Genomic DNA, 23,669 nt, shown 5'->3' on the forward strand with positions numbered 1-23,669 from the left:
GAACGAGTGTCGCAAAGCTCAAAACGAGTATTCCCAAAAGGATTCCCGCGCGGCGCAATAATGTGTGTGTCTCAGCCATAGCAATTCCATACGCTCGCGTATGGTCTTAGCAATAATGCCTTTTCAATGTCAATACGGTAGCGTATGGAAGACTTATGAACAAAGCCAAATCACTTGGGCCGACAGACTGGATAAAGGCAGGCTTTCGTGCACTCACTGAGCATGGGCCGGAAGCGGTGCGCGTCGAGAAACTGGCGCGTGAGCTCGGTGTCACCAAAGGGTCTTTCTACTGGCATTTTGCTGACTTGCCCGCTCTTCAAGCAGCTATGCTGGAGCACTGGCGGGACGTGGCAACCGAGAACATTATCCATCGCTCAGAGGAGTCCGGCGCGCCGATGGCGACCATACTTGAAAACCTGCTCATGGAGGCTGCATCCAATCCAGCTGCCGATTATGGCGGCCCACAGGCAGAATCGGCGATCCGCAGTTGGGCACGTAGCCACACTGCTGCTGCTGAAACTGTCCGGCAGGTTGACCGCAGGCGATTGGGCTTTCTGGAGAAGAATCTCAAAGCGACCGGGGTGAAACCGCGTGCTGCCAAACAGTGTGCAGCACTCTACTATTCAACCTTGATTGGCGCGGAGCAGCTTTCCGAAACAGCACCGCTTACGCGTAAATCGATCCAGTCCTATGTCAGCTTTCTCCTCCGTGGAGCGGGAACGGGTAAGTCACAAGGTGAGTAACGAATCCTTCCTATATTTGCACGGCCTGCCAGGCTCTGCGCAGGCGGAAATGACCATAGCGTTTGGATCATGCGAGGCTCCCTCCACCATCGCCAGCCTGGAAAGGTTACCTCGACTTGAAGCGGCAGCGGACTACCGAAGTGCGATACTGGATGCGTTCGATCAGTATCTTGAGAGACATGATCAGCAGAAAGTACGGCTTATAGGGTTTTCCCTTGGTGCGATGCCGACACTCCACATCGCAGCCGCACGCGCTCACAATGTGTCGTCGATCGACCTGATTGCGCCCGGTGCTCCATTACAGTTGGGGCGTTTTCTCGATAATATGGCTGGTCGGCCTGTCTTCGAGGCTGCATCCGCAGGCAAGTTCAGGCTGGGATTACTGGCAGGGTTGCAATCTCTCGGTCTCCGGCTTGCGCCGAATACTGTCGCTCTTCAACTTTTCAAAAGCGCGCCGGAAATTGAAAAATCCATGATGGCGGAGCCCATACGCAGCGAAGCCTTCACTAACGGAATGCGATATGCAATTCGTGAACACGCTGCAGGATATCGAAGAGAGCTCAACGCCTATGTCAGGGATTGGTCGGAGATCTTACCCAAAGTGCAATCACCTGTCCGCATCTGGCAGGGCTCGGCTGACAATTGGGCGCCGCCAGATATGGCAAAAGCATTGGCCTCGGCAATCGCAGGGCCCGTGCAAATCGAATGGCTAGAGGGGTTGTCGCACTATGGCACACTCGCACATGCCTTACCGCGGATAGTCAAAGGCCAATGACAATAAACAACCATGACATCAGGTGGGTTCACGAGTAATCATTTTGCGCGCCTGCCTGTCGTCATGGCTGAGCGATAGGCGGCCAAAATGAAATCGTCAGCCGATTTCGGAACACGTTTTTGGGGCAGATACGTCATCACAACGGCGAGCGGAAATGCCATTGTGCCGTAGCGGGCAGCTTCGAGAGTAACAGTCTCGCGCTTGGAAAATGCCGCCACAGCTTTTGCAATGTTGTCGTTTATCGTTTGCGCACGCGCGCGCAATTCTGCCGAAGCCTCTCCTGTTAGAAACTGGGACTGGCGGCCCGATGCCAGAATGATGGCCTTGGCGCGCTCGCGCCGTGCGAAAGTTGGCGTGACCAATGCGGCGCGTTCACCTGCTTTGCTGTCCTCAGCCATTAACTCGGGCAGCAAGTTTGCGGAAAACGCCTCCAATGCATCCACCCAGGCAGACGCAATAAGTCCCTCACGCGATCCATATCGGTGATAGAGCGAGCCCGTAGAGACGCCCGTCTGTTCGACGAGGCGCTGTATTCGAAATTCACCATCTTTCGCAATTTGCAGACCCGCAGCTTCAAAAATGTCGCGGTCTAAGAAAGTTGACTTCCGGCCCATGGCAGGAATATATTAGAAAATACTTTCTAGTAAAGAGATTTTGATGAGCCCAGAATTGTGCCTTTTCCTGGCTGCCGGATTAAGTTTGGTCACCTTTCTGGTTCACCTGTTTGCTGGCGGGGTCCATGTCGCTCGCCCGCTGCTCGCCAGCACTGCACTTCCCCCAGCGTCGAAATGGTTGAACTATTATTGCTGGCATCTTGTCACCCTTATGCTTGGGTTCATGGCTCTAGGGTTTTTCTGGCTGGGCACAGCGCCATATATGCCCGGCATAGTTTTTCTGACTTTGCTCGCTGTGAGCTCGTCCATGCTTAGTCTGTTCGTTGGATTAAAAGCGGCTATCAATCCCTTCCGGTTTCCATCAACGTCCCTATTTGCCGTGATTGCAGTTTCAGGCGGCGCGGCCATATTGATGGCGGCTTAAATGATACGCCGGTTTCACAGATGGAATGCGTTGGCGCTCGGTGCGTTTCTGATCCTTCATTTTCTTAATCACCTCTTTGTGACAGGCGGGATTGAAAATCATCTCTCCGTGCAGGCACTTCTGAGAAATATCTACCGCTTTCCGGGCGTTGAGCACGCGCTAATCACCCTGTTTTTCACGCAGGTTGCACTTGGCGTCATTCTGTCAGCTAGACGGGGCGTGCCCAAAGGTCTTTGGGCCTGGTTACAGATCGGATCAGGCGTTTATCTGGTTCTGTTTATTGTTCAGCATTTGGGTGCAATTTTGCTGGCGCGCATGGGCGGGCTGGACACAAATAGCTATTTTGCTGCCGCAGTAGTCAGTCGTCCGCCATTCGTCTGGTATTTTGCGCCATATTATGTGCTCGGCATAACTGCCATATTCATACATATAGCGGCGGCGCTTCGTTTTCGGGTTTGGCCGCGACCAGCGCCGCTCATATCCGTTATCCTGCCATTTGCGGGTCTGGTCATCGGAATGATCACGGTTGCTGGTTTGATGGGAGCATTTGGGGATTTTTCCTTGCCCCGAGAGTATGATGACTACCTCAAATCCTTTGAATAGTCGCTCTGATAATACGTGAAATATGCATCATTATGGGCATAAAGGGCCATTAGTGCGTTAATTATGATGCTGTAAACACTTTCTTATTGAAATTCAGATAATGCACCATATATGATGTAGTAACGTATTATATGAGGCTTAATGATTGATTTATGACGCATAAACTAGATTTCAAACTTGCAACCAGCGAAGCCATTGAAGATGTGCTCAGTCGGCGGCTCGAAGATATTCGTCTGCAGCGCAATATAACTCAGAAACGCCTTGCCGAAGAAGCAGGCGTATCGCGCAGCACCATCACCCGTTTGGCGCAGGACGGCAAAGGTATTTCGCTGGACAGTTTTATCCGCGTTCTTAAAGCGCTCGACATTGCGAGCACTCTCGATCTGGTGGTGCCGGAGCGCCGTATCAGTCCGCTCGAAAAACTGAAACTGGAAAACCGGCCCGTTCGTCAACGCGCCCGAAGCCGCAAAAAAGACGAAAAAAAATGGACTTGGGATGATGCCGGAGACGACGCATGACCACGGCCAGTGTCGAGCTGTGGGGGCGGCGTATTGGAGCGGTCACCTGGGACAGTGATCGCAACATCGGTATCTTTCAATATACACCCGAATTTGGAGACAGTGGGATTGAGGTTGCTCCGCTCCGAATGCCATGGAGAGAAGCGCCCTATGAATTCCAGACCCTCAGCCCGAAAACTTTCAAGGGACTACCCGGTATGCTGGCCGACAGCCTTCCCGACAAATTCGGGAATGCACTTATCAATGTCTGGCTCGCCAGCGAAGGCCGCGAAGAAGATAGTTTCAACCCGGTCGAACGGCTCTGCTATACTGGAAAACGTGGTATGGGGGCGCTGGAATATAAACCCGCAATATCAGGGGCACCTACGAGCGCACGAAAAATCGAAGTGTCCCGTTTGGTGGAACTGTCCAATCTCATTTTGACCGAACGCGAAAACCTGTCCGGTCATCTGACGGGGGATAATGACAAACGCGATATTGAAGACATTTTGCGCGTCGGCACGTCCGCCGGCGGCGCGAGAGCGAAAGCCATCCTCGCATGGAATGAAAAAACAGGCGAATTTCGGTCCGGCCAGATAAAGGCTGGTAAAGGGTTCACGCACTGGCTGATGAAGTTCGACGGCGTTGAAGAAAACAAAGATAAGGAGCTGGCTGACCCTCAAGGCTATGGGCGCATCGAATACGCCTATCACTTAATGGCGAAAGCTGCCGGGATCATCATGATGCCCTGCCGCCTGCATGAAGAAGGCGGCCGGGCGCATTTCATGACCAAACGATTTGACCGCACGGATGAAGGTGAAAAACTGCACTACCAGTCTCTCGGGGCTTTGCAGCACTATGACTTCAACATGGCGGGGGCATATGCATATGAGCAGGCCATTCAGACGATTCAATTATTGAAGCTTCCGGCTGAGGACATTGAGCAGCAGGTGCGCCGCGCGCTGTTTAATATCGTTGCCCGTAATCAGGATGATCATGTCAAGAATATTGGCTTTGTCATGGACCGCGAGGGCGAGTGGCGTCTCTCTCCCGCCTTTGATGTGGCTTACAGTTATAATCCAAGCGGGCCATGGACGTCTCGACACCAAATGCAGCTCAATGGCAAACGGGATGGTTTTGAAACCGCTGACCTTCTAGCATTTGGGGCACTCGCCGGATTGAAGGAAAGAAAGCTCAAAGCGATATTGGATGACATATTGGATGCAGTAAAGCAGTGGTGCGACTTTGCAGAGCAAGCACAAGTGAAGGATGAGCAGGTTACGAAGATAGAGCCTGCACTTCGTACGCAGGATTTTGTGTAAACGACCTCAGCGATACTCAAATTCCTGAATTTTGCACTCTGAATGCCCCTAAAATCCAGCAAGGGTTACCCAACATACCCATCCTGTATCACTGAAGGTAATTAAAGTCAGAAATTCCTTCCAAAGCTCCAGTTTTACTCTGAATTTTTACCCGCTTTCCTCACTATACGGAACATATTATTTTCGCGCAGCATAACCTCATCACAACAGATGAGGTTAATTCGTGTCACCGCAATCCATACTGATAGGCCAGATCATTGTCGTCCTGACGACTATCGTATGTGGCGTATGGTTTGCGACACAATGGACCGCTGCGCAGTTCTCACATGATGCATATCTGGGGCCGGCCTGGTTCACGGTGGGCGGCACACCCATCTATTATCCCTGGCGGCTGTTTGAATGGTGGTACGCCTTTGATGCCTACGCCCCGGACGTGTTCGCCAAGGGTGGGCGCATCGCCGCCGGGTCGGGATTTCTGGGCTGCGCCCTCGCCGTTATTGGTTCCGTCTGGCGCGGCCGGCAGGAAAGAAACCTCACCACTTACGGCTCCTCGCATTGGGCGGGGCCGAAAGATCTGCGCCGCGCTGGACTCACCAAATCCGATGGCGTCTTTCTCGGTCAAACCGGAACAGATTATTTGCGTCATAACGGCCCCGAACATGTCATGGCTTTCGCCCCAACGCGTTCTGGCAAAGGGGTTGGCCTGGTAGTCCCAACATTGCTCAGCTGGCCACACTCTGTCGTCATCCACGATATCAAGGGCGAGAATTGGGAGATCACTTCCGGATGGCGCGGGACATTTTCTCACTGCCTGTTATTTGATCCGACCAATCCGGGTAGCGCCAAATACAATCCCTTGCTGGAAGTCCGCAAAGGCCGCCATGAAGTGCGGGACGTCCAGAATATCGCTGACATTCTTGTTGATCCGGAAGGTGCACTTGAGCGGCGTAACCATTGGGAAAAGACCGGCCATGCGCTGCTGGTCGGTGCAATTTTGCATGTTCTTTACGCGGAAGAGGAAAAAACCCTCGCCCGCGTTGCTTCCTTTCTGTCTGATCCCAGCCGCTCTTTTGAGCGGACATTATGGGTCATGATGTCCACCAATCACCTCGGCGACGGAGAGAGTGCCCGTTGCCATCCTGTTGTCGCGCAGGCCGCACGCGAACTTCTCAATAAATCTGAAAATGAACGGTCTGGCGTGTTGTCAACGGCGATGAGCTTTCTCGGGCTCTACCGCGATCCAACTGTCGCCGAGGTGACATCGAAATGTGACTGGCGGATTGCCGACCTGATCAATGCGGATTGCCCGGTCTCGCTATATCTCGTCATTCCGCCGTCTGACATTTCCCGAACCAAACCGCTTATTCGCCTGATCCTCAATCAGATTGGCAGAAGATTGACGGAGAAACTTGCAGGAGAAACGGATCAGAAATCCAGACGGCAGGTCCTTTTGATGCTGGATGAATTTCCGGCGCTGGGTCGACTAGACTTCTTTGAAAGTGCTCTGGCCTTTATGGCGGGATATGGCCTCCGCGCTTTTCTCATTGCGCAGTCCCTCAATCAGATTGAAAAAGCCTACGGCCCCAACAATTCCATTTTGGATAACTGCCATGTGCGCGTCGCCTTTGCGACCAATGATGAGCGCACCGCGAAGCGGATATCAGATGCCCTTGGCACGGCCACTGAAATGCGCGCCATGCGGAATTATACGGGCCACCGTCTCGCGCCGTGGCTTTCTCATGTCATGGTGTCCAGGCAGGAAACTGCCCGTCAATTGCTGACGCCCGGCGAGGTCATGCAGTTGCCGTCGAATCAAGAAATCATTCTGGTGTCGGGGGCACCGCCCGTGCGCGCCAGAAAAATCCGTTACTACACAGACAAGAACTTTACCGGGCGCGTCCTTCCCTCCCTGGCGCCCACCGACCCCAATCATCTCGCCAGCCTCTCCCCTCGGCGCGAGGATGATTGGGGTTCAGCAACCCGCGATGTCGATGAGACATTGATGCAGCCATGGTTTGATCAAATCGCGGGCGGCATTGAAGATGAAGGCGGCAAGCAGCGCGAACCGGAGCTGGATGCTCCACGTAAATCAACTCCAGACAAAGACCGAAATGAAGCTGAGGTCGCGCCTGACCAAGCAGACGCATTAAGCGCACAATCGAGCTTGGTGACGCGCCGCACACAGGCACTCAGCAAAGCCCAGAAAGTCTACGGTCTCGATCGCGGCACACCCAAAACAGATTTGATGGATTTCTGACATGCCATCCAAGAACCCCCGCATACACCCCTATATCTCCGAAGACTGTTATGTGCGCCTGCAGGCTTTGGCGAAACTGCCGGGCCGGAGTGAGTCACAAATTGTCGATCAGGCACTCGCCGCCTATTTCAGCCGCGAATATGAGGACAAACGCGACGGCGCGCTCATCCGGCGCCTTGACCGGATCGCTCGCCAATATGAAGGACTGCGCCGGGGTCAGATAATTTCAGCAGAGGCTTTTGCACTCTTCGTTCGTTATTTCCTCACGGTCATTCCGCCGGTGGATACTGCCCACAAGGAAGCCGCGAAGGCCCAGGGACAAAACCGCTTTGAGGGTTTTCTGGATTCCCTGCGCACGGTTCTGGCCGACGGGGACAAGATCCTGTTCTCCGCCGTTGATGACATTCTTGTTGATGAGAGTGCCTTCTTCACAGCCGAAGAATTAAAGCGCCTCCATGAGCCCGCGCCTGCGAGACCTCGCAAACGGGAGGCCGCGGCAGATGGGTAAAAACAAACACACGCTCGAACGCACTGACGCCATGCTGAAAACAGCCATGGGCGAAACAGTCGCCGGTGCGCTGGACGATCCCAGCGTTGTTGAAATCATGCTGAACCCTGACGGCCAGCTCTGGATAGAACGTCATGGGAAAGGCCGAGAGAATTCCGGCCAGATCATGCGCCCGTCAGAAGCAGAGCGCGTCATTCGACTGGTCGGGTCTCACATCGGCCAGGATGTAACGCGTGAGTTTCCAATTGTTAGTGCAGAATTGCCCATTAGCGGTGAGCGGTTTGAGGGCGTGCTGCCGCCTGTGGCGATAGCGCCAAGCTTTTCGATACGCAAACCTGCGGCCTGCATCTTCACGCTTGAGCACTATATTTCTGACGGCACGATGACATCGATTCAAGCGCAGCTCTTACGGGACTGCGTGATCCGCCGGAAAAGCCTGCTCATTGTCGGCGGCACAGGGTCTGGCAAGACGACACTTGCCAACGCGCTGCTGCATGAAGTGGCGGCCACAGGTGATCGCGTCGTCATTCTTGAGGACACACGCGAACTGCAATGCGATGCGCCGGACAAAATCGCGCTGCGCACACAGGCCGGGTCTGTCTCCATGGCCGATCTTGTGCGGTCCACCTTACGTTTGCGGCCAGACCGGATTGTGGTCGGCGAAGTGCGCGGCGGGGAAGCGCTGGATTTGCTTAAAGCCTGGAACACTGGACACCCCGGCGGCATAGCTACCGTTCACGCCAACTCAGCAGCGGACGGCCTAAACCGTCTCGAACAACTTATTTCAGAAAAGTCCGCACGCATTCCCCGCGCACTTATCGCGATGGCCGTAGATGTGGTGATCGGCATTCAGCATTCGGGCGGCCAAAGGTCCGTCACCGACATTCTCGAAGTCATCTCCCCAGATGGCCCCGATGGATACCATTGCGAGCCGCTACGCCCGCAATCCCTCAAACTTATCACTTCCAAAGGAGGTCTTTCATGATTCTGAACAAACAAATTTGCCGCGCACTTGGCGTGGCAATCATTGTCCTTTCCATAGCTGCACCCGCCCATGCAGCAGGCTCCGGCATGCCGTGGGAGGGCCCTCTCGACCAAATCCTGCAATCCATTGAGGGCCCGGTTGCCAAGATCATCGGCACGCTGGCCATTATCATCACGGGGCTGACATTGGCTTTCGGCGATACGGGCGGCGGTTTCCGCCGTCTGATGCAAATCGTCTTCGGCCTGTCGATCGCCTTCACCGCTACCAGCTTCTTCCTCTCCTTCTTCAGCTTTGGCGGCGGGGCGGTGCTGTAATGGTGGAGGGTTATTCCATTCCTGTGCATCGTTCGCTCACTGAGCCAATTCTACTGGGCGGCGCGCCGCGCAATGCGGCCATCTTGAATGGCACCATTGCGGCTGCACTCGGGCTCGGTCTGCAAATCTGGCTGCTCGGATTGGCATGGTGGGCGATTGCGCATGGCGTTTGCGTCTTTGCGGCCAAACGTGACCCGAAGTTCCTCGATGTCCTGACCCGTCACATCCGTCACCGGGGGTATCTCGCATGATTAACCTCGCCGAATACCGCGCTAAGCCGCGCTGCCTGTCTGATTATCTGCCGTGGGCCTGCCTCATTGCGCCGGGCGTGATTCTCAACAAAGACGGCAGTTATCAGCGCACGGCGCGTTATCGCGGGCCTGATCTCGACAGCACAACAGCAGAAGGGCTGGTTGCCATATGTGCACGGATCAATAATGCATTGAAACGCTTTGAGTCTGGCTGGGCGCTCTATTTTGAAGCAGCGCGTATACCAGCGGAGGATTATCCTGACACTGACTGGCGTGACCCGCTCGCCTGGATTATTGATGAAGAGCGCCGGGGGCATTTCTCGGAAACAGGCGAACTGTATGAAAGCGCCTATTATCTGACTTTTGCTTTCTTACCGCCCACTGATCGTGTCGGGAAATTTGAACATGCTCTGATTGAGACGCCGGAAGAAATTGAGGAGTTCGTCGGACGCGATCATCTGGCGCGGTTTATCGCCGAGACAGACAAGGCGCTCGATCTCTTTGCGAGCGTGATGCCTTCGGCTGAGTTTTTATCCGATGATGACACGCTGACCTATCTACAAAGCACGGTCAGCCCTCAGCACCATCCGGTCAAAACGCCAGATACGCCAGCCTATCTCGATGCTGTCCTTGGCGGTGCTGATCTAATCGGTGGATTGGAGCCCGTGCTGGGCGGTGAGCATTTGCGCTTGATTTCCGTGCAGGGTTTTCCGAATGCGACAGAACCGGGTTTGCTGGATGAGCTGAACGGGCTCGGCTTTTCCTATCGCTGGATGACGCGCTTTCTGCCCATGGGCAAAACCGAAGCAACCAAAATGCTCGGCCGCTATCGCCGCCAATGGTTTTCCAAGCGCAAGTCCATCATGGCCGTTTTGAAAGAAGTCCTGACGAATGAAGCGTCAGCGCTCGTGGATACGGATGCGGACAATCAGGCGGCTGATGCAGACGCAGCACTGCAGACACTTGGTCAAGACTATGTGGGCTTTGGCTATGTCACAACGGCGCTCTGTATTCATCACAAGGACCCGAAAATCGCGAATGAAATGATCCGCGCCGTCGAGCGTGTCGTGAATGGACGCGGCTTCGTAACCATTCGTGAAAGTGTGAACGCCGTCGATGCTTGGCTCGGCACAATCCCCGGAAATGCCTATGCCAATATCCGCCAGCCTATCGTCCATACGCTCAACCTTGCTCATATGATGCCGCTCTCTGCGGTATGGGCCGGGCCTAAAAAGAACGACCTCCTGGATGGGCCGCCTTTACTTTACGCGACCACAAATTCGCACACACCATTTCGCCTGGTGACGCATCAGGGCGACGTTGGCCATACGCTGGTTGTCGGGCCGACTGGCGCAGGTAAATCCGTCTTACTCTCTCTACTTGCCTTGCAGTTCCGTCGATACACGGACGCGCAAGTCTTCATCTTCGACAAGGGCGAAAGCGCCAAAGCCGCCACGCTCGGCATGGCGGGGGAGCACTATGCCCTTGGCGGCGATGGTGCTCTCTGCTTCCAACCACTGGCGCGCATAGACGAGGATCACGAGCGGAGCTGGGCTCAAGACTGGCTTACCGGATTGCTCACCCATGAGGGCATAGAGGTCACGCCAGAGGTTAAAGAAACGGTCTGGACGGCGCTAACGTCACTTGCGAGCGCGCCGGAAAACGAGCGCACCATGACGGGTCTTGGCGCGCTGCTGCAATCCTCAAAGCTGCGCCAAGCCTTACTCCCTTATACGCTTGAGGGCGCGCACGGCACAGTGCTGGATGCTGATCATGAAACGCTCGGTGCATCTGACTGGCAGTGCTTTGAAATGGAAGAACTGATGCACGCCAAGTCGCTTGTGCTGCCTGTGCTGACTTATCTCTTTCACAGGCTTGAAGATCATTTTGATGGACGGCCCACCTTGCTCATTTTGGATGAAGCTTGGGTGTTCCTTGATGATCCTCTTTTTGCTGACCGAATTCGCGAGTGGTTGAAAGTGCTGCGCAAACGGAATGTCTCCGTCATCTTCGCTACACAATCTCTCTCCGACATCGCAAACAGCAAAATTGCACCTGCGGTGATTGAAAGCTGCGCCTCGCGTATCTTCCTGCCAAATGACCGCGCTTTGGAACCGCAACAGGCCGAGACTTACGCGCAGTTCGGATTAAATGCGCGCCAGACGCAGATCATCGCAGAGGCCACTCCGAAGCGGGATTATTATTTCCAGTCCCGCTCAGGAAACCGTCTCTTTGATCTTGTCCTGGGCGCCGTCGCGCTCAGCTTTTGCGGTGTCTCATCCAAAGATGAACTGAAAGCACTGAATGCCGTTCACGCCCAAAATAAAGGCGATGCCCTTGCAGCCGCCTGGCTCTCTGCACGCGGCCTGCACTGGGCCGCCGACCTCATCAATTCACACATTCATGGAGACGTTTTATGCGCCGCTCAATAATTGCCGCCATCCTGCTCGCAACCAGCCCGCTGGCTTTAACCGCACCTGCTCAGGCACAGTTCTTTGGTGGGGGGATTGTCTATGATCCGACTAACCATACGCAGAACCTACTGATGGCCGCACGCTCGCTTGAGCAGATTCGCAATCAGATCCGGCAGCTTCAGAATGAGGCCGAGATGCTACGCAACCAGGCAGAAGACCTGCTTGCGCTTGATATTGATGTGAGCGCAGAGCTGCGCCGGATCATGGAAGAGATTTTCCGGCTGACAGAAGAAGCCAATGCCATCTCCTATAAGGTCGAAGAAACCGACCGCGTTTTCCGGGAGCATTATCCGGAAGAGTATAAAGACTGGTCAGAAACACAGATGGCGGAAACGGCCGAGTTTCAATGGCAGACATCACGGGCGGCTTATCAAGACACGTTGATCATGCAGTCCCGTATCGTGCAAGCCATCAAGGTCGATACGCGCGTGTTGGACGACCTTGTAAGCGCGAGCCAAGATGCAAGTGGAAACCTCGCCGTTCAGCAGGCGGGCAATCAATTGACTGCGCTTGGGATCAAACAGGACATGCAGCTTCAGCAGCTCATGGCAGCGCAATATCGCGCAGAAGCGCTGGAGCGCGCACGGAGGCTTCAAATAGAGCGCGAAAGCATGGCGCGCCATTCCAAATTCATGTCAGGCGCGGCCAGCGCTTATAAGGGCCATTAGGAGCGCGCCATGGATGATCTCGGCGTCATTGACCAGTTTGTTGCGACCTTCTCAGCTTACATTGATAGCGGTTTCGGATTGCTGGGCCCCGACATTGCCTATCTCACGACATTTCTTGTGACGGTGGATATTGTGCTGGCGGGTCTCTTCTGGGCGATGGGGCCGGACAATAATATCATCGCCAGTTTTGTAAAAAAGGTGCTCTATATTGGTGTCTTTGCGCTGATCCTTAATCAGTTCAGTTTTCTCGCCAATATCCTCTTCGACAGTTTCGCCTCTCTGGGCATTACAGCGTCAGGGGCAAGCATGACGGCGGATGATCTCATGCGTCCAGGCTTTGTCGCCAATACGGGCTTTACCGCCGGTTACCCGCTGCTTGATGCCATTAGCGATCTGACAGGTCCGATTGGATTCTTCACCAATATCGTACTGATTATTGTCTTCTTTCTGGCCTGGTTGATCACGCTGTTCGCGTTTTTCTTTCTCGCCATCCAGCTCTTTGTCACCATCATTGAGTTCAAGCTGACGACGCTGGCCGGATTTGTGCTGGTGCCGTTCGCGCTCTGGAACAAGACGTCGTTTCTGGCCGAGCGCGTGCTCGGTAATGTCATTGCATCTGGCGTCAAACTTATGGTGTTGGCCATCATTGTCGGTATCGGCTCGACCTTATTTGCCTCTGTCACCGCGAGCTTCACGGGCGATGTTGGCCTTGAAGAAGCCGGCGCGGTGATACTTGCAAGCCTGGCTTTATTCGCCCTTGGTATTTTTGGACCGGGCATTGCGACAGGTCTTGTCTCTGGGGCACCTCAACTTGGCGCTGGGGCCGCCGTCGGTGCGGCCGCAGGTGTTGGCGCAGGCGCGATGGCCGCTGGTGCGGTTGCCACAGGCGGCGCGGCGGCTGTCGCGGGCGGAACCATGGCAGCCACGCGTGCAGGCGCATCCATGGCTGGCGGCACGCGCATGGCTTTCTCAATGGGTAAGGCCGCATCCGGTGCAGGCGGCATCAAAGGCACTGCGGCGGGTATTACCGCAGTGGCACAAGCGGGCGCTGGCTCAATTGCCAATCGTGCAAAGTCCGCCGCAGGCGGTTTTACATCCCCGATCAAAGAGAATTTTCAATCCGGCGGTCGCGGCGCTGTGACAGCCACAGGCGGCTCGATCAAAGGCGGCATGAGTGCCGCCAATGACGCCGCACCGCCTTCGGCGGGGCAAGAACCCAATTGGGCACGTCAAGCCCGGCGCGGGCAGAACCGCCGAGATGCCGGCATGGCAACCATGCACGCCGTGCGCAGCGGCGATGGCGGCGGCGCAGGCCAGGGCCCGCAACTCAAACAGGATGAGGAGTAGATCATGATCTGGAAACGCAGCCGTAATGCCTATGGTAACACGCCGGTCCCCGAAACGCCCTATCAGCGCGCCGCACAGGTATGGGATGACCGGATGGGATCAGCTCGCGTGCAGGCAAAGAACTGGCGACTCACAGCTCTGATCGCCCTCGGACTTTGTGCCGCCATGTCTGCGGCCTATGTCTGGCGCAGCACACAGAGTATTGTCACACCCTATGTCGTGGAACTCGACACCACAGGCGAAGTGCGCGGGGTGACATCCACTATCGCCAATTATGAGCCGACCGACGCCCAAATTGCCTTTCAGCTTGCAGGCTTCATCAAGAATGTCCGCTCAGTCTCGATTGATCCGATTGTCGTGCGGGAGAACTGGCTGGACGCCTATAACTTCACGACGGATAAAGCCTCACTGACGCTCAATGATTATGCGCGGGACAATGACCCGTTTAGCGATGTCGGCAAACGCTCTGTCTCCGTTGATATTGTGAGCATTGTTCGCAGCTCGAATGACAGTTTCGATGTTCGCTGGCGGGAGACGACTTATCTCTCCGGCGTTCAGCAAGGCCAGGACACCTACACCGCTGTTCTTTCCATCATTATCGACCCGCCGCGCGATGAAGCGACTCTGCATCGCAACCCGCTCGGCATTTACGTTCACGGCATCAACTGGTCGCGCGATCTGATTTCCGCAACCGCAATGAAAGGAACCTCACAATGATCATCCGACCACCACTTCCCCTAAGACTATTGTGCCTCTGCCTCGTTTTCCTTGGCGGGTGCTCACACATGCAAGCGATATTCGATGAGGCACCGAGAGATTTCACCCTTGATGACGCTGACTATATAGAAGCAGTTTATCTTCCGGATGAACTCGACATTGCAGACATCGACCCATCTGCGCCTTTGGTGCTGGAACGGATTCAGCCCGTTGCAATGGCAGGCCAGCTCAAGCCGCTGCATGAGGAACCGATCGCGGAGCTAGCGCTCAAGCCGCATGAAGCGATTGACCGGGCCAATCAGGGAGCGGCTGTCGAGCCTGACGCGGGGCGGTTTGTAAATGCCATCCAAATCTATCCCTTCGCCATTGGTTCGCTTTATCAGGTTTATACCGCGCCGGAACAGGTCACGGATATAGCGCTGCAGCCTGGCGAAGAACTCATGTCAGTGTCGGCAGGCGATACGGTGCGTTGGGTGCTGGGCGATACCGTTTCAGGCTCTGGCGAAACCGAACAAGTCCATATTCTGGTGAAGCCGATCTCTCATGGCCTGACGACCAACCTCATCATCACCACGTCGAAGCGCACTTATCATATCGAGATGCGGTCTTTCCGTGAGACCTACATGGCGGCGGTATCCTGGCGTTACCCGCATGAAGAGCTGATGCTCCGACATGCGGACCGCCGATCAGCGCGCCGCATGCCTAGCAAGCCTGTAGAACGCGGCTTGCAGATTGACCGCCTGAACTTCCGCTATGAGATTGATGGCGATGACCCACATTGGCGACCGCTGCGCGCCTTTGATGATGGCAAAAAGGTCTTCATCCAGTTTCCGGCACGGCTGGATCAGGGTGAAGCCCCGCCGCTCTTCGTCGTCGGGCGCAATGGTGAAAGCCAACTCGTCAATTACCGGATCAACGGCGCTTACTATGTCGTAGACAGATTATTTGGAGCCGCCGAATTGCGTCTGGGCGAAAATGACCAGCAGGTCGTGCGTATCTCCCGTACACGCGATCCCGTAACCAAAATGGTGGGACTCTAAGATGAGAGGGCCTTTGGAACTTCGCGGCAAGCCAAGATCAGTCCGGCGGTTTAATCGCCGCGCACTGATCAGCCTGTCCGCTGCTGCCAGTGTGATTGTCCTCGGTGCAGCAGCCTTTGCACTGCGTACACCCGATCGAACAGGAGGTGATACACCTCAAGAGCTTTACAACACGACGATGAAAGCGTTGCCGGATGGCCTAAACGCTATGCCAATGACTTATGCGGACGTGCCGCAGGAGACACATAGACTCGGGCCGCCTTTACCTGGAGACTTGGGCGCGGCACTTATCGGTGCGGAGCGCGAGCCGGTTTCCGACGATAATCCGTTTCGCTATCAACCGGCACACTCCGGCGGCAATCGATATTCGCCGCCGAATCAATCGCCGGAAGCCCAACTTGCAGAATCAGCGCGCACCTCGAAGCTGTTCTTCATTTCAAGTGATGCAAATAGCGCGCTTTCTGAAGCAAGGCCGCTGAACCTTACCTATGATGTTACAGGTGCTCCTTACGCAAATCAGTTTCTGAATCCAGGTGGAATTACGCCTCAACCATCTGTCTTTGATCCAAACCACCAAGACCGAAAAGAAGCTTTTTTGGGGGCGGAAGTCGAGACCGATATTTACAATCCGCACCGCGTCCAAGCGCCGATCTCGCCTTATCAGGTTATGGCTGGCACAATTATTCCGGCGAGTTTGATAACAGGGCTCAATTCCGATTTGCCGGGACAGGTTATCGCGCAAGTGACTGAGCATGTTTACGATACACCTACAGGCGAACATCTTTTGATACCCCAAGGCTCTAAACTCATAGGACGCTATGACAGCGTAATCGCCTATGGCCAGTCACGCGCGCTAGTCGTCTGGTCACGGATCATTATGCCGGATGGTACATCCATTACCATCGACAATCTGCCTGGCGTGGACATGGAAGGCTATGCGGGCCTGAAGGACCGCGTGGATCATCATGGCTTTCGGCTTTTCAAAGCCGCCATTCTGTCTTCCGTCCTGTCCGTGTCTTCTGAAATCGGACGCGACCGCGACGACGATATCGTGAATGCGCTGCGTGATGGCGGCCAGCAGACCATCAATCAGGCCGGACAGCAGATCGTCACCAAACAGCTTCAACTGCAACCCACACTGAAGATCCGGCCCGGCTGGCGTCTGCGCGTCATCGTCAACAAGGACATTGTTCTACAACCCTACGGAGGCACGCCATGAGCACGTTGAAAATCGGCAAACTGCCCGACACAACGCCCGTTAAACTCTCCATTGCGGTGCCGCCTGACTTGCAGGCCGAGCTACAGGATTATGCCGCTGTTTATGCACAGGCTTACGGAGAGGCCGCGAAAATTGTCGATCTCATTCCCTCCATGCTCGCCAGCTTCATGGCGTCAGATTCCAATTTCAAAAAGGCGCGCAAAACGCTCGCCGTAATACAGCCGTAAAGGAGTATCCCATGGCAACTATTGGTCAGTTTCGTCCGGTGAAGGACGGTTATGAAGGCACGATTTCCACGCTTTCGATGGCGCGCAAGGTTCGCTTTGTCGCGAACGACAAGAAGAAAAGCGAGGACAGCCCGGACTTTTTTGTGAAGACAGGCCAGTGCGATCTTGGCGCTGCCTGGCGTGAAGAAGCGAAAGAAACTTCTAAACCTTATCTTTCTGTCAGACTGGATGACCCCAGTTTTGCGGAACCTATCAGCGCAGCTCTTTTCGATAAGGATGGCAAGGCGGAATTGGTTTGGTCGCGTCGGAATTCGCGGGTTGATTAAGTCAGCATAGTTCTCTGATTTGTCGCTCATGAAACGGTGAAAAGCCCCATTCGTGATTGCGTTGTGTGGCTCAACGAATCAGCGCTTGTATTGTTCGGCTTAAAAATCAACAATTTTCTACATATAGGGGTTGGATTCCGCGATTCACACCCCATCTAGTGTCGAAGGGCCAGCAGCAGAGGGAGCATGGTCGAAACAATATTGAAGGAAAAGACCATGACACCCAACGCCCGATTTACCGAATTTATCAAAGACATCACACCGAGCGCGACGACAAATTCGCGTTCTGCGTCTGCGCACATTTCAGTTCGAGACGCCTTGAAAGGCGATGACGACTACAAGGATGAGGTCATCCGCACATTTCTTGGCGGCTCATACAAGCGAAAAACCGCAATCCGCCCTGTTACGAAAAATGGCGATACGGAACGACCCGACGTTGACATTTATGTTGTCGTTCGCGGCTCCACATCCTGGTTCTCGTCAGACCACAAGACGCCCGAAGACGTAATCGAGGAGCTTTATGCTGCGTTGAACCGAAATCGAAAGGCACTCGGAATTACCAAAATCACCCGAAACCGCTGCTCTATCGCCATTTCAACGAATAAGGCGGATATGGACGTGTCACCACTGCTTGAGCGCAACGGTGACGGTTTCTATCGCATCGGCAACCGGAAAACTGGCGAATGGTATCTGACCGAACCCGAAGAGCATACTATCTGGTCCGCCGACGTAAATACCAATGCCGGAATGCGGTTCAATCCGATGGTCAAGATGGTCAAGTGGAGCCGCCGCGAATATCCGACCAAAAGTAAACATCCGAAGAGTATTGCGCTTGAGGCGCTCGTCGCCGAACACATGGACAAGAATGAAACCCATTATGGACGGCTGCTTCATGACACGTTCGATGATATCGTGGATACTTATTCCATGAACCGATTTTGGGGAACGTGCCCCAATCTTGATGATCCTGCAATTGAAGATGGGAATCTACTAGCAGGAGTTTCCGGCGACGCTTTTTGCGCATTTTATGACAAGGTAAAATACTTTCGCGATGAAGCGGCAAAAGCGCTTGAAACAGAAGATCAGGATGTCGCCACCAAACACTGGCGCCGCATTCTCGGTTCGCGATTTCCGTCACCAAAAACGGCGAAATCTTCCAGCTCATTTGGGTTGAAGCCTGCAGCTGCAATGTCACCGTTAGCTTTCCCCGCGAAGGCGTCAACACCACCCAACAAACCGGCTGACTTTGCGTGACGGCGTGGTGGGCTGATAATCAACAGCGGCTGGAGTCAGAGCGCACAGCGATTGGCGAATTAGCAGATGCGTCAGAATGGCTGCACGATGTAGCATGGTCGTTTGACAATGAATTTCGGATGCAAGTTGTTTTCGAGATACGCCTTGCTCATGGCGTGTTTCCGCTGCGTCTGATTTATCACAATACCTTTCCTGACACATGCCCGAGTGTTCAGCCGCAAGATCCAAGTCGAATGTCAGGGCATCAATACGGTAGTCGCGACCTCTGTCTTGAAATCCGACCGGACAATTGGCTGCCCGCATTCACAGGTGCAAATCTGATTGAGAGCGCCTATAATTTGTTGACTGAGGAAACGCCAGACGAAGACGGGACTGTCACGGCCGCACCATCTGCACACAATGTTCCAGACACCATTGCATCACGGCATGCCGTCAGCCGTCTTTACCTTTCCCAGTCTCAATTTGATATGCTCCGCGATGAAACGCCAGACATTGCTGCAGGCAACTTATGGGTCGTGTGGTGCGGAGAAAGTTTTGTAATCGCACATCTTGCACAAGCCTCCATGGGTGACTGGAGGTGGAACGACCAATCTCTGCCGGTAGCATTGGCAGAAGATGCGGGCAGGCATTCCTGTGTAATCGCAAAAACCAAGGTACCCCGCGCTGCCTTATTGGGTATGGCTAAGAAGGAGCAGCTTTTTGATCTGCTCGGAGTCGATTTATCCCTAGATGAGGCGTCGTTCTGGTTATTCGTCGTTCCTGAAGACGGGCTCCCAATCTTGTACAGGCAAATCGAAGATGTTGATGGGTTGATCAAATACAGAACCATAATGGCGCCGACTGATACCGCGTCACGATCCGGCGAATTGGGCACGCTTCTGTCTTCGCTTCGAGTGACAATCATTGGTTTGGGGTCACTTGGTGCAAAAATAGCTGTCTCGTTGGCGCGGGCTGGCGTCGGTCGTTTCGACCTTGTTGATGACGATATTATCCACGCGGGCAATCTGGAGCGTCATGATTGTGATTTGCGCGATATTGGGTTGCACAAAGTCGATGCTACAGCACGTCGGATCAAATTGGTTTCAAAAGAGGTAAACGTCACAGCAAGAAAAGTTTCAATTGGTGCGCAGGTCTCTCCGACTGAAATGGCAGCAGTTAATGGCGCACTGAGCGACAGTGATCTCATTGTTGATGCGACGGCCAACCCCGAAGTGCTTAATCATATCACGTCCATTAGTTTGCGCTCCGGAGGGTCGGTTGTTTGGGGCGGCGTATATGCTGGAGGCATCGGCGGCTACATGGCGCGATCTAGGGAGGGTCACGAGCCGACGCCTCACGCCATTAGGCAGGCGCTGAATGAATTCTATGACGGCGTTGATGATCCACCGCCAGTGCCCGCAGGTGCCGGTTATGACGGTGAGGATCAAGCAGAAATATATGTTGCCGCAGACCCGGCTGTGTCTTCCGTTGCTGCCCATATCAGTGGGTTAGCTCTCGATACATTATTGAAGAATGATCCGTCGGATTATGACGACCCCGTTTACCTAGTCGGGCTCAAACGAGCCTGGATATTTGAATCAGCTTTTCATGTTCAACCCATCAGCGTAGATGCGCCGATCCGCATGCGCACGAGCTCCACCGTAAAATCCGCGGAGCAGGAAGAATTTGTAAATGACCTTGTGAAGAAGAAACTGGATGAAATTGTCGATCAGTCAGAAAACGCTTGATGTCTGGAAAGAAGAGCTTCTGAACGCAAAGCATAAAGAAATTGGCGGCGTGTTGTTCGGCGAGCATGTTGGTGATGAAGAATTTCGGCTGATCAAGTTCACCACTCAGCGCAGAAGAGGCGGTGAAGCTTCATTCAAACGCAAGGGGCGAGAAGCCAGCCGGAGTCTGAAACGGCTCAGCAAGGCGCATGGAAATGATCACAGCCGATTCAACTATCTCGGGGAATGGCACTCGCATCCAAATGCGCCCGCCATTCCAAGCACAGTAGACTGTCGGACCATGCAGAGCTTGCTCGATGACAAGACGACAATTGCCAATTTTCTGGTCCTCATGATTCTACGCGTAAATGGTCAGCAGGAATTGGAAGTGTCAGCGAGCACATTCTTGGCGTCCGGACACATATTGGAATGCGAAATTGAAATAGCGGATTAATCTGAAGGAAGAAGTTTTATGACCACATGGAATCTGAAAGAGTTGTTGGGCGACCTGCACGAAGACATCCAAAACAAATTACACCGTGCCAGAAAGAACATTGGTCATCCTGGTGAGAAAGGCGACGCTAGCGAGGACGTCTGGCTGGAACTTTTTCAACACTATCTGCCGGCGCGATATCATGCGATCAAAGCTCATGTGGTCGACAGCGAAGGTACATTCAGCGATCAAATTGATGTTGTTATATTTGACCGCCAGTATTCGCCTTTCATTCACAAATTTCAAAACTCGACGGTGATTCCTGCCGAAAGCGTGTATGCGGTTTTCGAAGCCAAACAGACGATGAACGCTGAGCTCGTCGAATATGCTCAGAACAAGGTCGCGAGCGTTCGCAAACTCAAGAGAACGAGTCTGCCAATACCACATGCTGGGGGTGAATATCCTGCCAAGCCCCCGTTCCACATTCTGGGTGGATTGCTAACCTTCGAGTCAGATTGGAGTCCGCCATTCGGTGATTCATTTACGAAAGCGGTGACTGCAGAGAACGATAGATTGCTCGACCTTGGATGTGTCGCATCACATGGCTTCTTTCATCGCCATCGAAAAACGGGCGAGTACTCAATAGACACCGACAGAAAACCGGCTACAGGATTCCTGTTTCGTTTAATTTCCCAACTTCAGCTTGCAGGTACCGTTCCAATGATAGACGTCGAGGCTTATGCGGATTGGCTTACGGACTAAGAAAGTCAACTTGAGCAAAATTCGATGATTGAATACCCCTTTCCAACAGATCCGGCTTCCGAAGGTTACTGTGTATTTCCTACAGAACTAGAAGATGACCCAAATATCCTTTTCCATGCAACCTCCAGCAGGAATTTCGATGCAATCTCTAATGAGGGATTTAAGATCCCCGGTGAGTCAGTGGCGCACGGTCTCAAATCTGTGTCATTCGCAAAGCGAAGCGTCGGTGCATTGACGCACGCAGCAATGATTAGAACTGACGAGCCAGGCGACTACGTCATTTTTGCCGTGAAGTATGATTCATTGGACCACAGGCACATAGTCATAAATCACTCGGACATTCACGACTATCAACTCACGCCCTCTCCGAAAATTATAGGGTTCTGTGTTGTTCCCAAAACTTATCAACACCGTTGAGCTCACGCAGTTCAGTCTCACTCAGTTTTGTACCGAACCGCTGCGTTCGCCGATAGTAGCAGAAACTTGTTCGGCCAATTCATGCAAAGAATGTCTGGTTAGGTGAGCATATCGTGCAGTTGTTTGAGCCTGCGTATGCCCTAACAACGCACCGATCATTGGCAAGCTAGCGCCATTTGAAGCGGCGATGCTCGCGAAGTTGTGTCTCAAATCGTGAAGTCGACAATCCTCAATTTTTGCTCTCTTGCGGACCTCAAGCCAGATTTTCGGAATACCCTTGTAGTAGTCGTTGATCTTTGTTGATGGAAAGACATAGGGCGTACTGTTAAGACGCGGCTGCGCTTCGATAATGTCGAGCGCGGCGCGGGCGAATGGAATTACTTTCGCGCCGGTTTTTGACTTGCTGAATTTCACAAAGCCGCGCTCAAAATCGATGTCGGACCATTTAAGCGTTTCGATCTCATTCTTACGGCATCCCGTCAGCATGAGCACGCGGATCATGGCGCATCCTTTTTCGTACTTGGCTATGTTCTCCATCGACTGAAGAACAGCCTCCAGCCTCGCCTGTTCTTCCGTGCTGAGATATCGCTCGACTTTGCGAGATGGCGCGATCGGTATGTTGGAGGCCGGATTTTTGTCGAGCAATCCCTCCCGTACTGCGTAGTTGAAGATTGTTCCCATAAGTCGAACCGCTTTTCCTGCTGTGCCTTCACCGCCGGTAACACGGGCTATGCCTCGCGGACCGGTTTTCACCCTCTTGGCTGTCTTGCCCGCTGCGATATCGTCTTGCATCTTCATGATGGTCTTTCGCGTGACATCCGAGAGCTTTATTGTCCCGATCAAGGGGATGACATGGCGCTTGATCTGGTTGGCGTTCGATCTGACGTCTTTGGCTTTACGCAACGTGCCGAAACGGGGGCCGCGCATCCGGGACCGTAGCGCGTCTGTGGCGAGCCATCTTTCGGTCAGCTCGGCGACGCTAAGCTCGGCTGCTTTCGCAAGACGTGCCTCTTCCTGGCGATCGACCTCTTCCTGAACAGGGTCACCACCCATCTGGAATTTGGCAATTGCTTCTAGGGCAAGCGTTCTGGCGCGCACTAGATTTATCTCCGGGTAAGTCCCGATCGTCATCTTTCGCTGCTTCGCAAGCCGGCCTGATCCGACGCGCTTTTGAACAATGAAAGCAATCTTTCCTGACTTGTAGAACCGCACGCCAAAGCCGGTTGGCATGACGTCCCAGACAACAGTTGTCTTTCCTGCTGGCTCAAATGTCTCGATGAACTTCGTGGTGAGTTTGATTGTTTTAGTCATCACATACCTTTCTGTTTACACCGAAAAATCAATGCGTTAGTCAGGATGTGTTACCCAGCTAGGGGTGACGGACCGACGACCTCAAAATTGCCAAGCTGGGTAACACATAGGTAACACCATAGAGTGACAAGGCAGTACACGGAATGTTGGAAATACAGAGAAATAATAAGTATTTCAGATACTTAGTGACTTGCAGTGACTTTGCGGGTAACCCCTAAATATCTGCTCCGAAGGCGAAGGCCACAGGTTCGAATCCTGTCGGGTGCGCCATTTTCCGTCGAATTGCAAAGACTTAGTTTTCTATCGGGGCTAACTACGAAACGGCTCGCCGCAATGTGACCGAACGTTGGCGAGGAGGATTCTAACGCCAATGGTTGGATTGCCAATCATTCTAGGGGACATTTCCCAGTTCGAACGTGTGTAGGATCAAGGGAAGCCGTGAATGCGGCTTTCGAAATGACGTTGACTTCCGGAC

General features: G+C 53.7%; 25 protein-coding genes. 23 read left to right on the forward strand and 2 right to left on the reverse strand.

The genetic code is table 11. The features are described 5' to 3' along the window. The first annotated feature begins 155 nt into the window (after positions 1 to 155). Positions 156 to 743, forward strand: coding sequence for a TetR/AcrR family transcriptional regulator (locus tag HF955_RS04170; protein ID WP_291078166.1), 588 nt, complete (start codon positions 156 to 158; stop codon positions 741 to 743). After that, a complete protein-coding gene (locus HF955_RS04175; RefSeq protein ID WP_291078167.1) occupies positions 736 to 1,518 on the forward strand; it encodes an alpha/beta hydrolase in 783 nt (260 codons plus the stop codon). The genes HF955_RS04170 and HF955_RS04175 overlap by 8 nt, the downstream gene beginning before the upstream one ends. A gap of 38 nt (positions 1,519 to 1,556) precedes the next feature. Here the strand turns inward: HF955_RS04175 and HF955_RS04180 are convergent, their stop codons facing one another. Next, positions 1,557 to 2,132, reverse strand: coding sequence for a TetR/AcrR family transcriptional regulator (locus HF955_RS04180; protein ID WP_291078169.1), 576 nt, complete (start codon positions 2,130 to 2,132; stop codon positions 1,557 to 1,559). A 43-nt stretch (positions 2,133 to 2,175) separates the two neighbouring features. On the opposite strand from HF955_RS04180, the gene HF955_RS04185 reads away from it, so the two are divergent. From HF955_RS04185 to HF955_RS04285, 21 genes are all read left to right on the forward strand, one after another. After that, complete coding sequence (locus HF955_RS04185) at positions 2,176 to 2,556, forward strand: hypothetical protein (RefSeq protein WP_291078171.1); 381 nt, start codon at positions 2,176 to 2,178, stop codon at positions 2,554 to 2,556. After that, on the forward strand, positions 2,557 to 3,159 hold the full coding sequence (locus HF955_RS04190; protein WP_291078173.1) for a hypothetical protein: 603 nt from the start codon (positions 2,557 to 2,559) through the stop codon (positions 3,157 to 3,159). 152 nt (positions 3,160 to 3,311) lie between these two features. Then, positions 3,312 to 3,677 (forward strand): helix-turn-helix transcriptional regulator, encoded by a 366-nt coding sequence (locus tag HF955_RS04195; protein WP_291078175.1) that lies wholly within the window; start codon positions 3,312 to 3,314, stop codon positions 3,675 to 3,677. After that, complete coding sequence (locus tag HF955_RS04200) at positions 3,674 to 4,978, forward strand: type II toxin-antitoxin system HipA family toxin (RefSeq protein WP_291078177.1); 1,305 nt, start codon at positions 3,674 to 3,676, stop codon at positions 4,976 to 4,978. Before HF955_RS04195 ends, HF955_RS04200 begins: the two co-directional genes overlap by 4 nt. A 223-nt stretch (positions 4,979 to 5,201) precedes the next feature. Further along, on the forward strand, positions 5,202 to 7,235 hold the full coding sequence (locus HF955_RS04205) for a conjugal transfer protein TraG (protein WP_291078179.1): 2,034 nt from the start codon (positions 5,202 to 5,204) through the stop codon (positions 7,233 to 7,235). Between the two features lie 52 nt (positions 7,236 to 7,287). Then, entirely contained in the window at positions 7,288 to 7,743 is a 456-nt protein-coding gene (locus tag HF955_RS04210; RefSeq protein WP_291078181.1) for a CopG family transcriptional regulator, read from the forward strand. Then, positions 7,736 to 8,728 (forward strand): P-type conjugative transfer ATPase TrbB, encoded by a 993-nt coding sequence (gene trbB / locus HF955_RS04215; RefSeq protein ID WP_291078183.1) that lies wholly within the window; start codon positions 7,736 to 7,738, stop codon positions 8,726 to 8,728. Before HF955_RS04210 ends, trbB begins: the two co-directional genes overlap by 8 nt. Continuing rightward, complete coding sequence (locus tag HF955_RS04220; protein ID WP_291078185.1) at positions 8,725 to 9,042, forward strand: TrbC/VirB2 family protein; 318 nt, start codon at positions 8,725 to 8,727, stop codon at positions 9,040 to 9,042. The genes trbB and HF955_RS04220 overlap by 4 nt, the downstream gene beginning before the upstream one ends. Next, a complete protein-coding gene (locus HF955_RS04225) occupies positions 9,042 to 9,293 on the forward strand; it encodes a VirB3 family type IV secretion system protein (protein WP_291078187.1) in 252 nt (83 codons plus the stop codon). The genes HF955_RS04220 and HF955_RS04225 overlap by 1 nt, the downstream gene beginning before the upstream one ends. Beyond that, a complete protein-coding gene (gene trbE, locus HF955_RS04230; RefSeq protein WP_291078188.1) occupies positions 9,290 to 11,725 on the forward strand; it encodes a conjugal transfer protein TrbE in 2,436 nt (811 codons plus the stop codon). The genes HF955_RS04225 and trbE overlap by 4 nt, the downstream gene beginning before the upstream one ends. Continuing rightward, positions 11,710 to 12,435 carry a P-type conjugative transfer protein TrbJ gene (gene trbJ, locus HF955_RS04235; protein WP_291078190.1) on the forward strand — a complete coding sequence of 242 codons (726 nt, stop codon included), beginning with the start codon at positions 11,710 to 11,712 and terminating at the stop codon, positions 12,433 to 12,435. Before trbE ends, trbJ begins: the two co-directional genes overlap by 16 nt. A 9-nt stretch (positions 12,436 to 12,444) precedes the next feature. Next, positions 12,445 to 13,782 (forward strand): P-type conjugative transfer protein TrbL, encoded by a 1,338-nt coding sequence (trbL, locus tag HF955_RS04240; RefSeq protein WP_291078192.1) that lies wholly within the window; start codon positions 12,445 to 12,447, stop codon positions 13,780 to 13,782. Between the two features lie 3 nt (positions 13,783 to 13,785). Beyond that, positions 13,786 to 14,499, forward strand: a complete 714-nt coding sequence (trbF, locus tag HF955_RS04245) for a conjugal transfer protein TrbF (protein ID WP_291078194.1) — start codon at positions 13,786 to 13,788, stop codon at positions 14,497 to 14,499. A 68-nt stretch (positions 14,500 to 14,567) separates the two neighbouring features. Beyond that, positions 14,568 to 15,539 (forward strand): P-type conjugative transfer protein TrbG, encoded by a 972-nt coding sequence (trbG, locus tag HF955_RS04250; RefSeq protein WP_291078196.1) that lies wholly within the window; start codon positions 14,568 to 14,570, stop codon positions 15,537 to 15,539. Between the two features lie 13 nt (positions 15,540 to 15,552). Next, positions 15,553 to 16,758 (forward strand): TrbI/VirB10 family protein, encoded by a 1,206-nt coding sequence (locus HF955_RS04255; protein WP_291078198.1) that lies wholly within the window; start codon positions 15,553 to 15,555, stop codon positions 16,756 to 16,758. Further along, positions 16,755 to 16,985, forward strand: a complete 231-nt coding sequence (locus tag HF955_RS04260; RefSeq protein ID WP_291078199.1) for a DUF2274 domain-containing protein — start codon at positions 16,755 to 16,757, stop codon at positions 16,983 to 16,985. Before HF955_RS04255 ends, HF955_RS04260 begins: the two co-directional genes overlap by 4 nt. 11 nt (positions 16,986 to 16,996) lie before the next feature. Then, on the forward strand, positions 16,997 to 17,311 hold the full coding sequence (locus HF955_RS04265) for a DUF736 domain-containing protein (RefSeq protein ID WP_291078201.1): 315 nt from the start codon (positions 16,997 to 16,999) through the stop codon (positions 17,309 to 17,311). A 216-nt stretch (positions 17,312 to 17,527) separates the two neighbouring features. Next, entirely contained in the window at positions 17,528 to 18,565 is a 1,038-nt protein-coding gene (locus HF955_RS04270) for a hypothetical protein (RefSeq protein ID WP_291078202.1), read from the forward strand. Beyond that, positions 18,562 to 20,292 carry a ThiF family adenylyltransferase gene (locus HF955_RS04275; RefSeq protein ID WP_291078204.1) on the forward strand — a complete coding sequence of 577 codons (1,731 nt, stop codon included), beginning with the start codon at positions 18,562 to 18,564 and terminating at the stop codon, positions 20,290 to 20,292. Before HF955_RS04270 ends, HF955_RS04275 begins: the two co-directional genes overlap by 4 nt. Beyond that, complete coding sequence (locus HF955_RS04280) at positions 20,261 to 20,725, forward strand: Mov34/MPN/PAD-1 family protein (protein ID WP_291078205.1); 465 nt, start codon at positions 20,261 to 20,263, stop codon at positions 20,723 to 20,725. The genes HF955_RS04275 and HF955_RS04280 overlap by 32 nt, the downstream gene beginning before the upstream one ends. Before the next feature lie 18 nt (positions 20,726 to 20,743). Beyond that, on the forward strand, positions 20,744 to 21,466 hold the full coding sequence (locus tag HF955_RS04285; RefSeq protein ID WP_291078207.1) for a DUF6602 domain-containing protein: 723 nt from the start codon (positions 20,744 to 20,746) through the stop codon (positions 21,464 to 21,466). 438 nt (positions 21,467 to 21,904) lie between these two features. Here HF955_RS04285 and HF955_RS04290 read toward each other — a convergent pair whose 3' ends face one another. Next, positions 21,905 to 23,194, reverse strand: coding sequence for a tyrosine-type recombinase/integrase (locus HF955_RS04290; RefSeq protein WP_291078209.1), 1,290 nt, complete (start codon positions 23,192 to 23,194; stop codon positions 21,905 to 21,907). Between the last annotated feature and the right edge of the window lie 475 nt (positions 23,195 to 23,669).

The sequence above is a fragment of the Hyphomonas sp. genome, from assembly GCF_017792385.1.
Taxonomy (GTDB): Bacteria; Pseudomonadota; Alphaproteobacteria; order Caulobacterales; family Hyphomonadaceae; genus Hyphomonas.

Excerpts from the sequence above, each read along its gene's own strand:
- HF955_RS04170 (WP_291078166.1), top strand. The coding sequence starts at position 156 with ATGAACAAAGCCAAATCACTTGGGCCGACAGACTGGATAAAGGCAGGC.
- HF955_RS04180 (WP_291078169.1), bottom strand. The coding sequence starts at position 2,132 with ATGGGCCGGAAGTCAACTTTCTTAGACCGCGACATTTTTGAAGCTGCG.
- HF955_RS04185 (WP_291078171.1), top strand. The coding sequence starts at position 2,176 with ATGAGCCCAGAATTGTGCCTTTTCCTGGCTGCCGGATTAAGTTTGGTC.
- HF955_RS04190 (WP_291078173.1), top strand. The coding sequence starts at position 2,557 with ATGATACGCCGGTTTCACAGATGGAATGCGTTGGCGCTCGGTGCGTTT.
- HF955_RS04195 (WP_291078175.1), top strand. The coding sequence starts at position 3,312 with ATGACGCATAAACTAGATTTCAAACTTGCAACCAGCGAAGCCATTGAA.
- HF955_RS04200 (WP_291078177.1), top strand. The coding sequence starts at position 3,674 with ATGACCACGGCCAGTGTCGAGCTGTGGGGGCGGCGTATTGGAGCGGTC.
- trbB (WP_291078183.1), top strand. The coding sequence starts at position 7,736 with ATGGGTAAAAACAAACACACGCTCGAACGCACTGACGCCATGCTGAAA.
- HF955_RS04220 (WP_291078185.1), top strand. The coding sequence starts at position 8,725 with ATGATTCTGAACAAACAAATTTGCCGCGCACTTGGCGTGGCAATCATT.
- HF955_RS04225 (WP_291078187.1), top strand. The coding sequence starts at position 9,042 with ATGGTGGAGGGTTATTCCATTCCTGTGCATCGTTCGCTCACTGAGCCA.
- trbE (WP_291078188.1), top strand. The coding sequence starts at position 9,290 with ATGATTAACCTCGCCGAATACCGCGCTAAGCCGCGCTGCCTGTCTGAT.
- trbJ (WP_291078190.1), top strand. The coding sequence starts at position 11,710 with ATGCGCCGCTCAATAATTGCCGCCATCCTGCTCGCAACCAGCCCGCTG.
- trbL (WP_291078192.1), top strand. The coding sequence starts at position 12,445 with ATGGATGATCTCGGCGTCATTGACCAGTTTGTTGCGACCTTCTCAGCT.
- trbF (WP_291078194.1), top strand. The coding sequence starts at position 13,786 with ATGATCTGGAAACGCAGCCGTAATGCCTATGGTAACACGCCGGTCCCC.
- trbG (WP_291078196.1), top strand. The coding sequence starts at position 14,568 with ATGCAAGCGATATTCGATGAGGCACCGAGAGATTTCACCCTTGATGAC.
- HF955_RS04260 (WP_291078199.1), top strand. The coding sequence starts at position 16,755 with ATGAGCACGTTGAAAATCGGCAAACTGCCCGACACAACGCCCGTTAAA.
- HF955_RS04265 (WP_291078201.1), top strand. The coding sequence starts at position 16,997 with ATGGCAACTATTGGTCAGTTTCGTCCGGTGAAGGACGGTTATGAAGGC.
- HF955_RS04270 (WP_291078202.1), top strand. The coding sequence starts at position 17,528 with ATGACACCCAACGCCCGATTTACCGAATTTATCAAAGACATCACACCG.
- HF955_RS04280 (WP_291078205.1), top strand. The coding sequence starts at position 20,261 with ATGAAATTGTCGATCAGTCAGAAAACGCTTGATGTCTGGAAAGAAGAG.
- HF955_RS04285 (WP_291078207.1), top strand. The coding sequence starts at position 20,744 with ATGACCACATGGAATCTGAAAGAGTTGTTGGGCGACCTGCACGAAGAC.
- HF955_RS04290 (WP_291078209.1), bottom strand. The coding sequence starts at position 23,194 with ATGACTAAAACAATCAAACTCACCACGAAGTTCATCGAGACATTTGAG.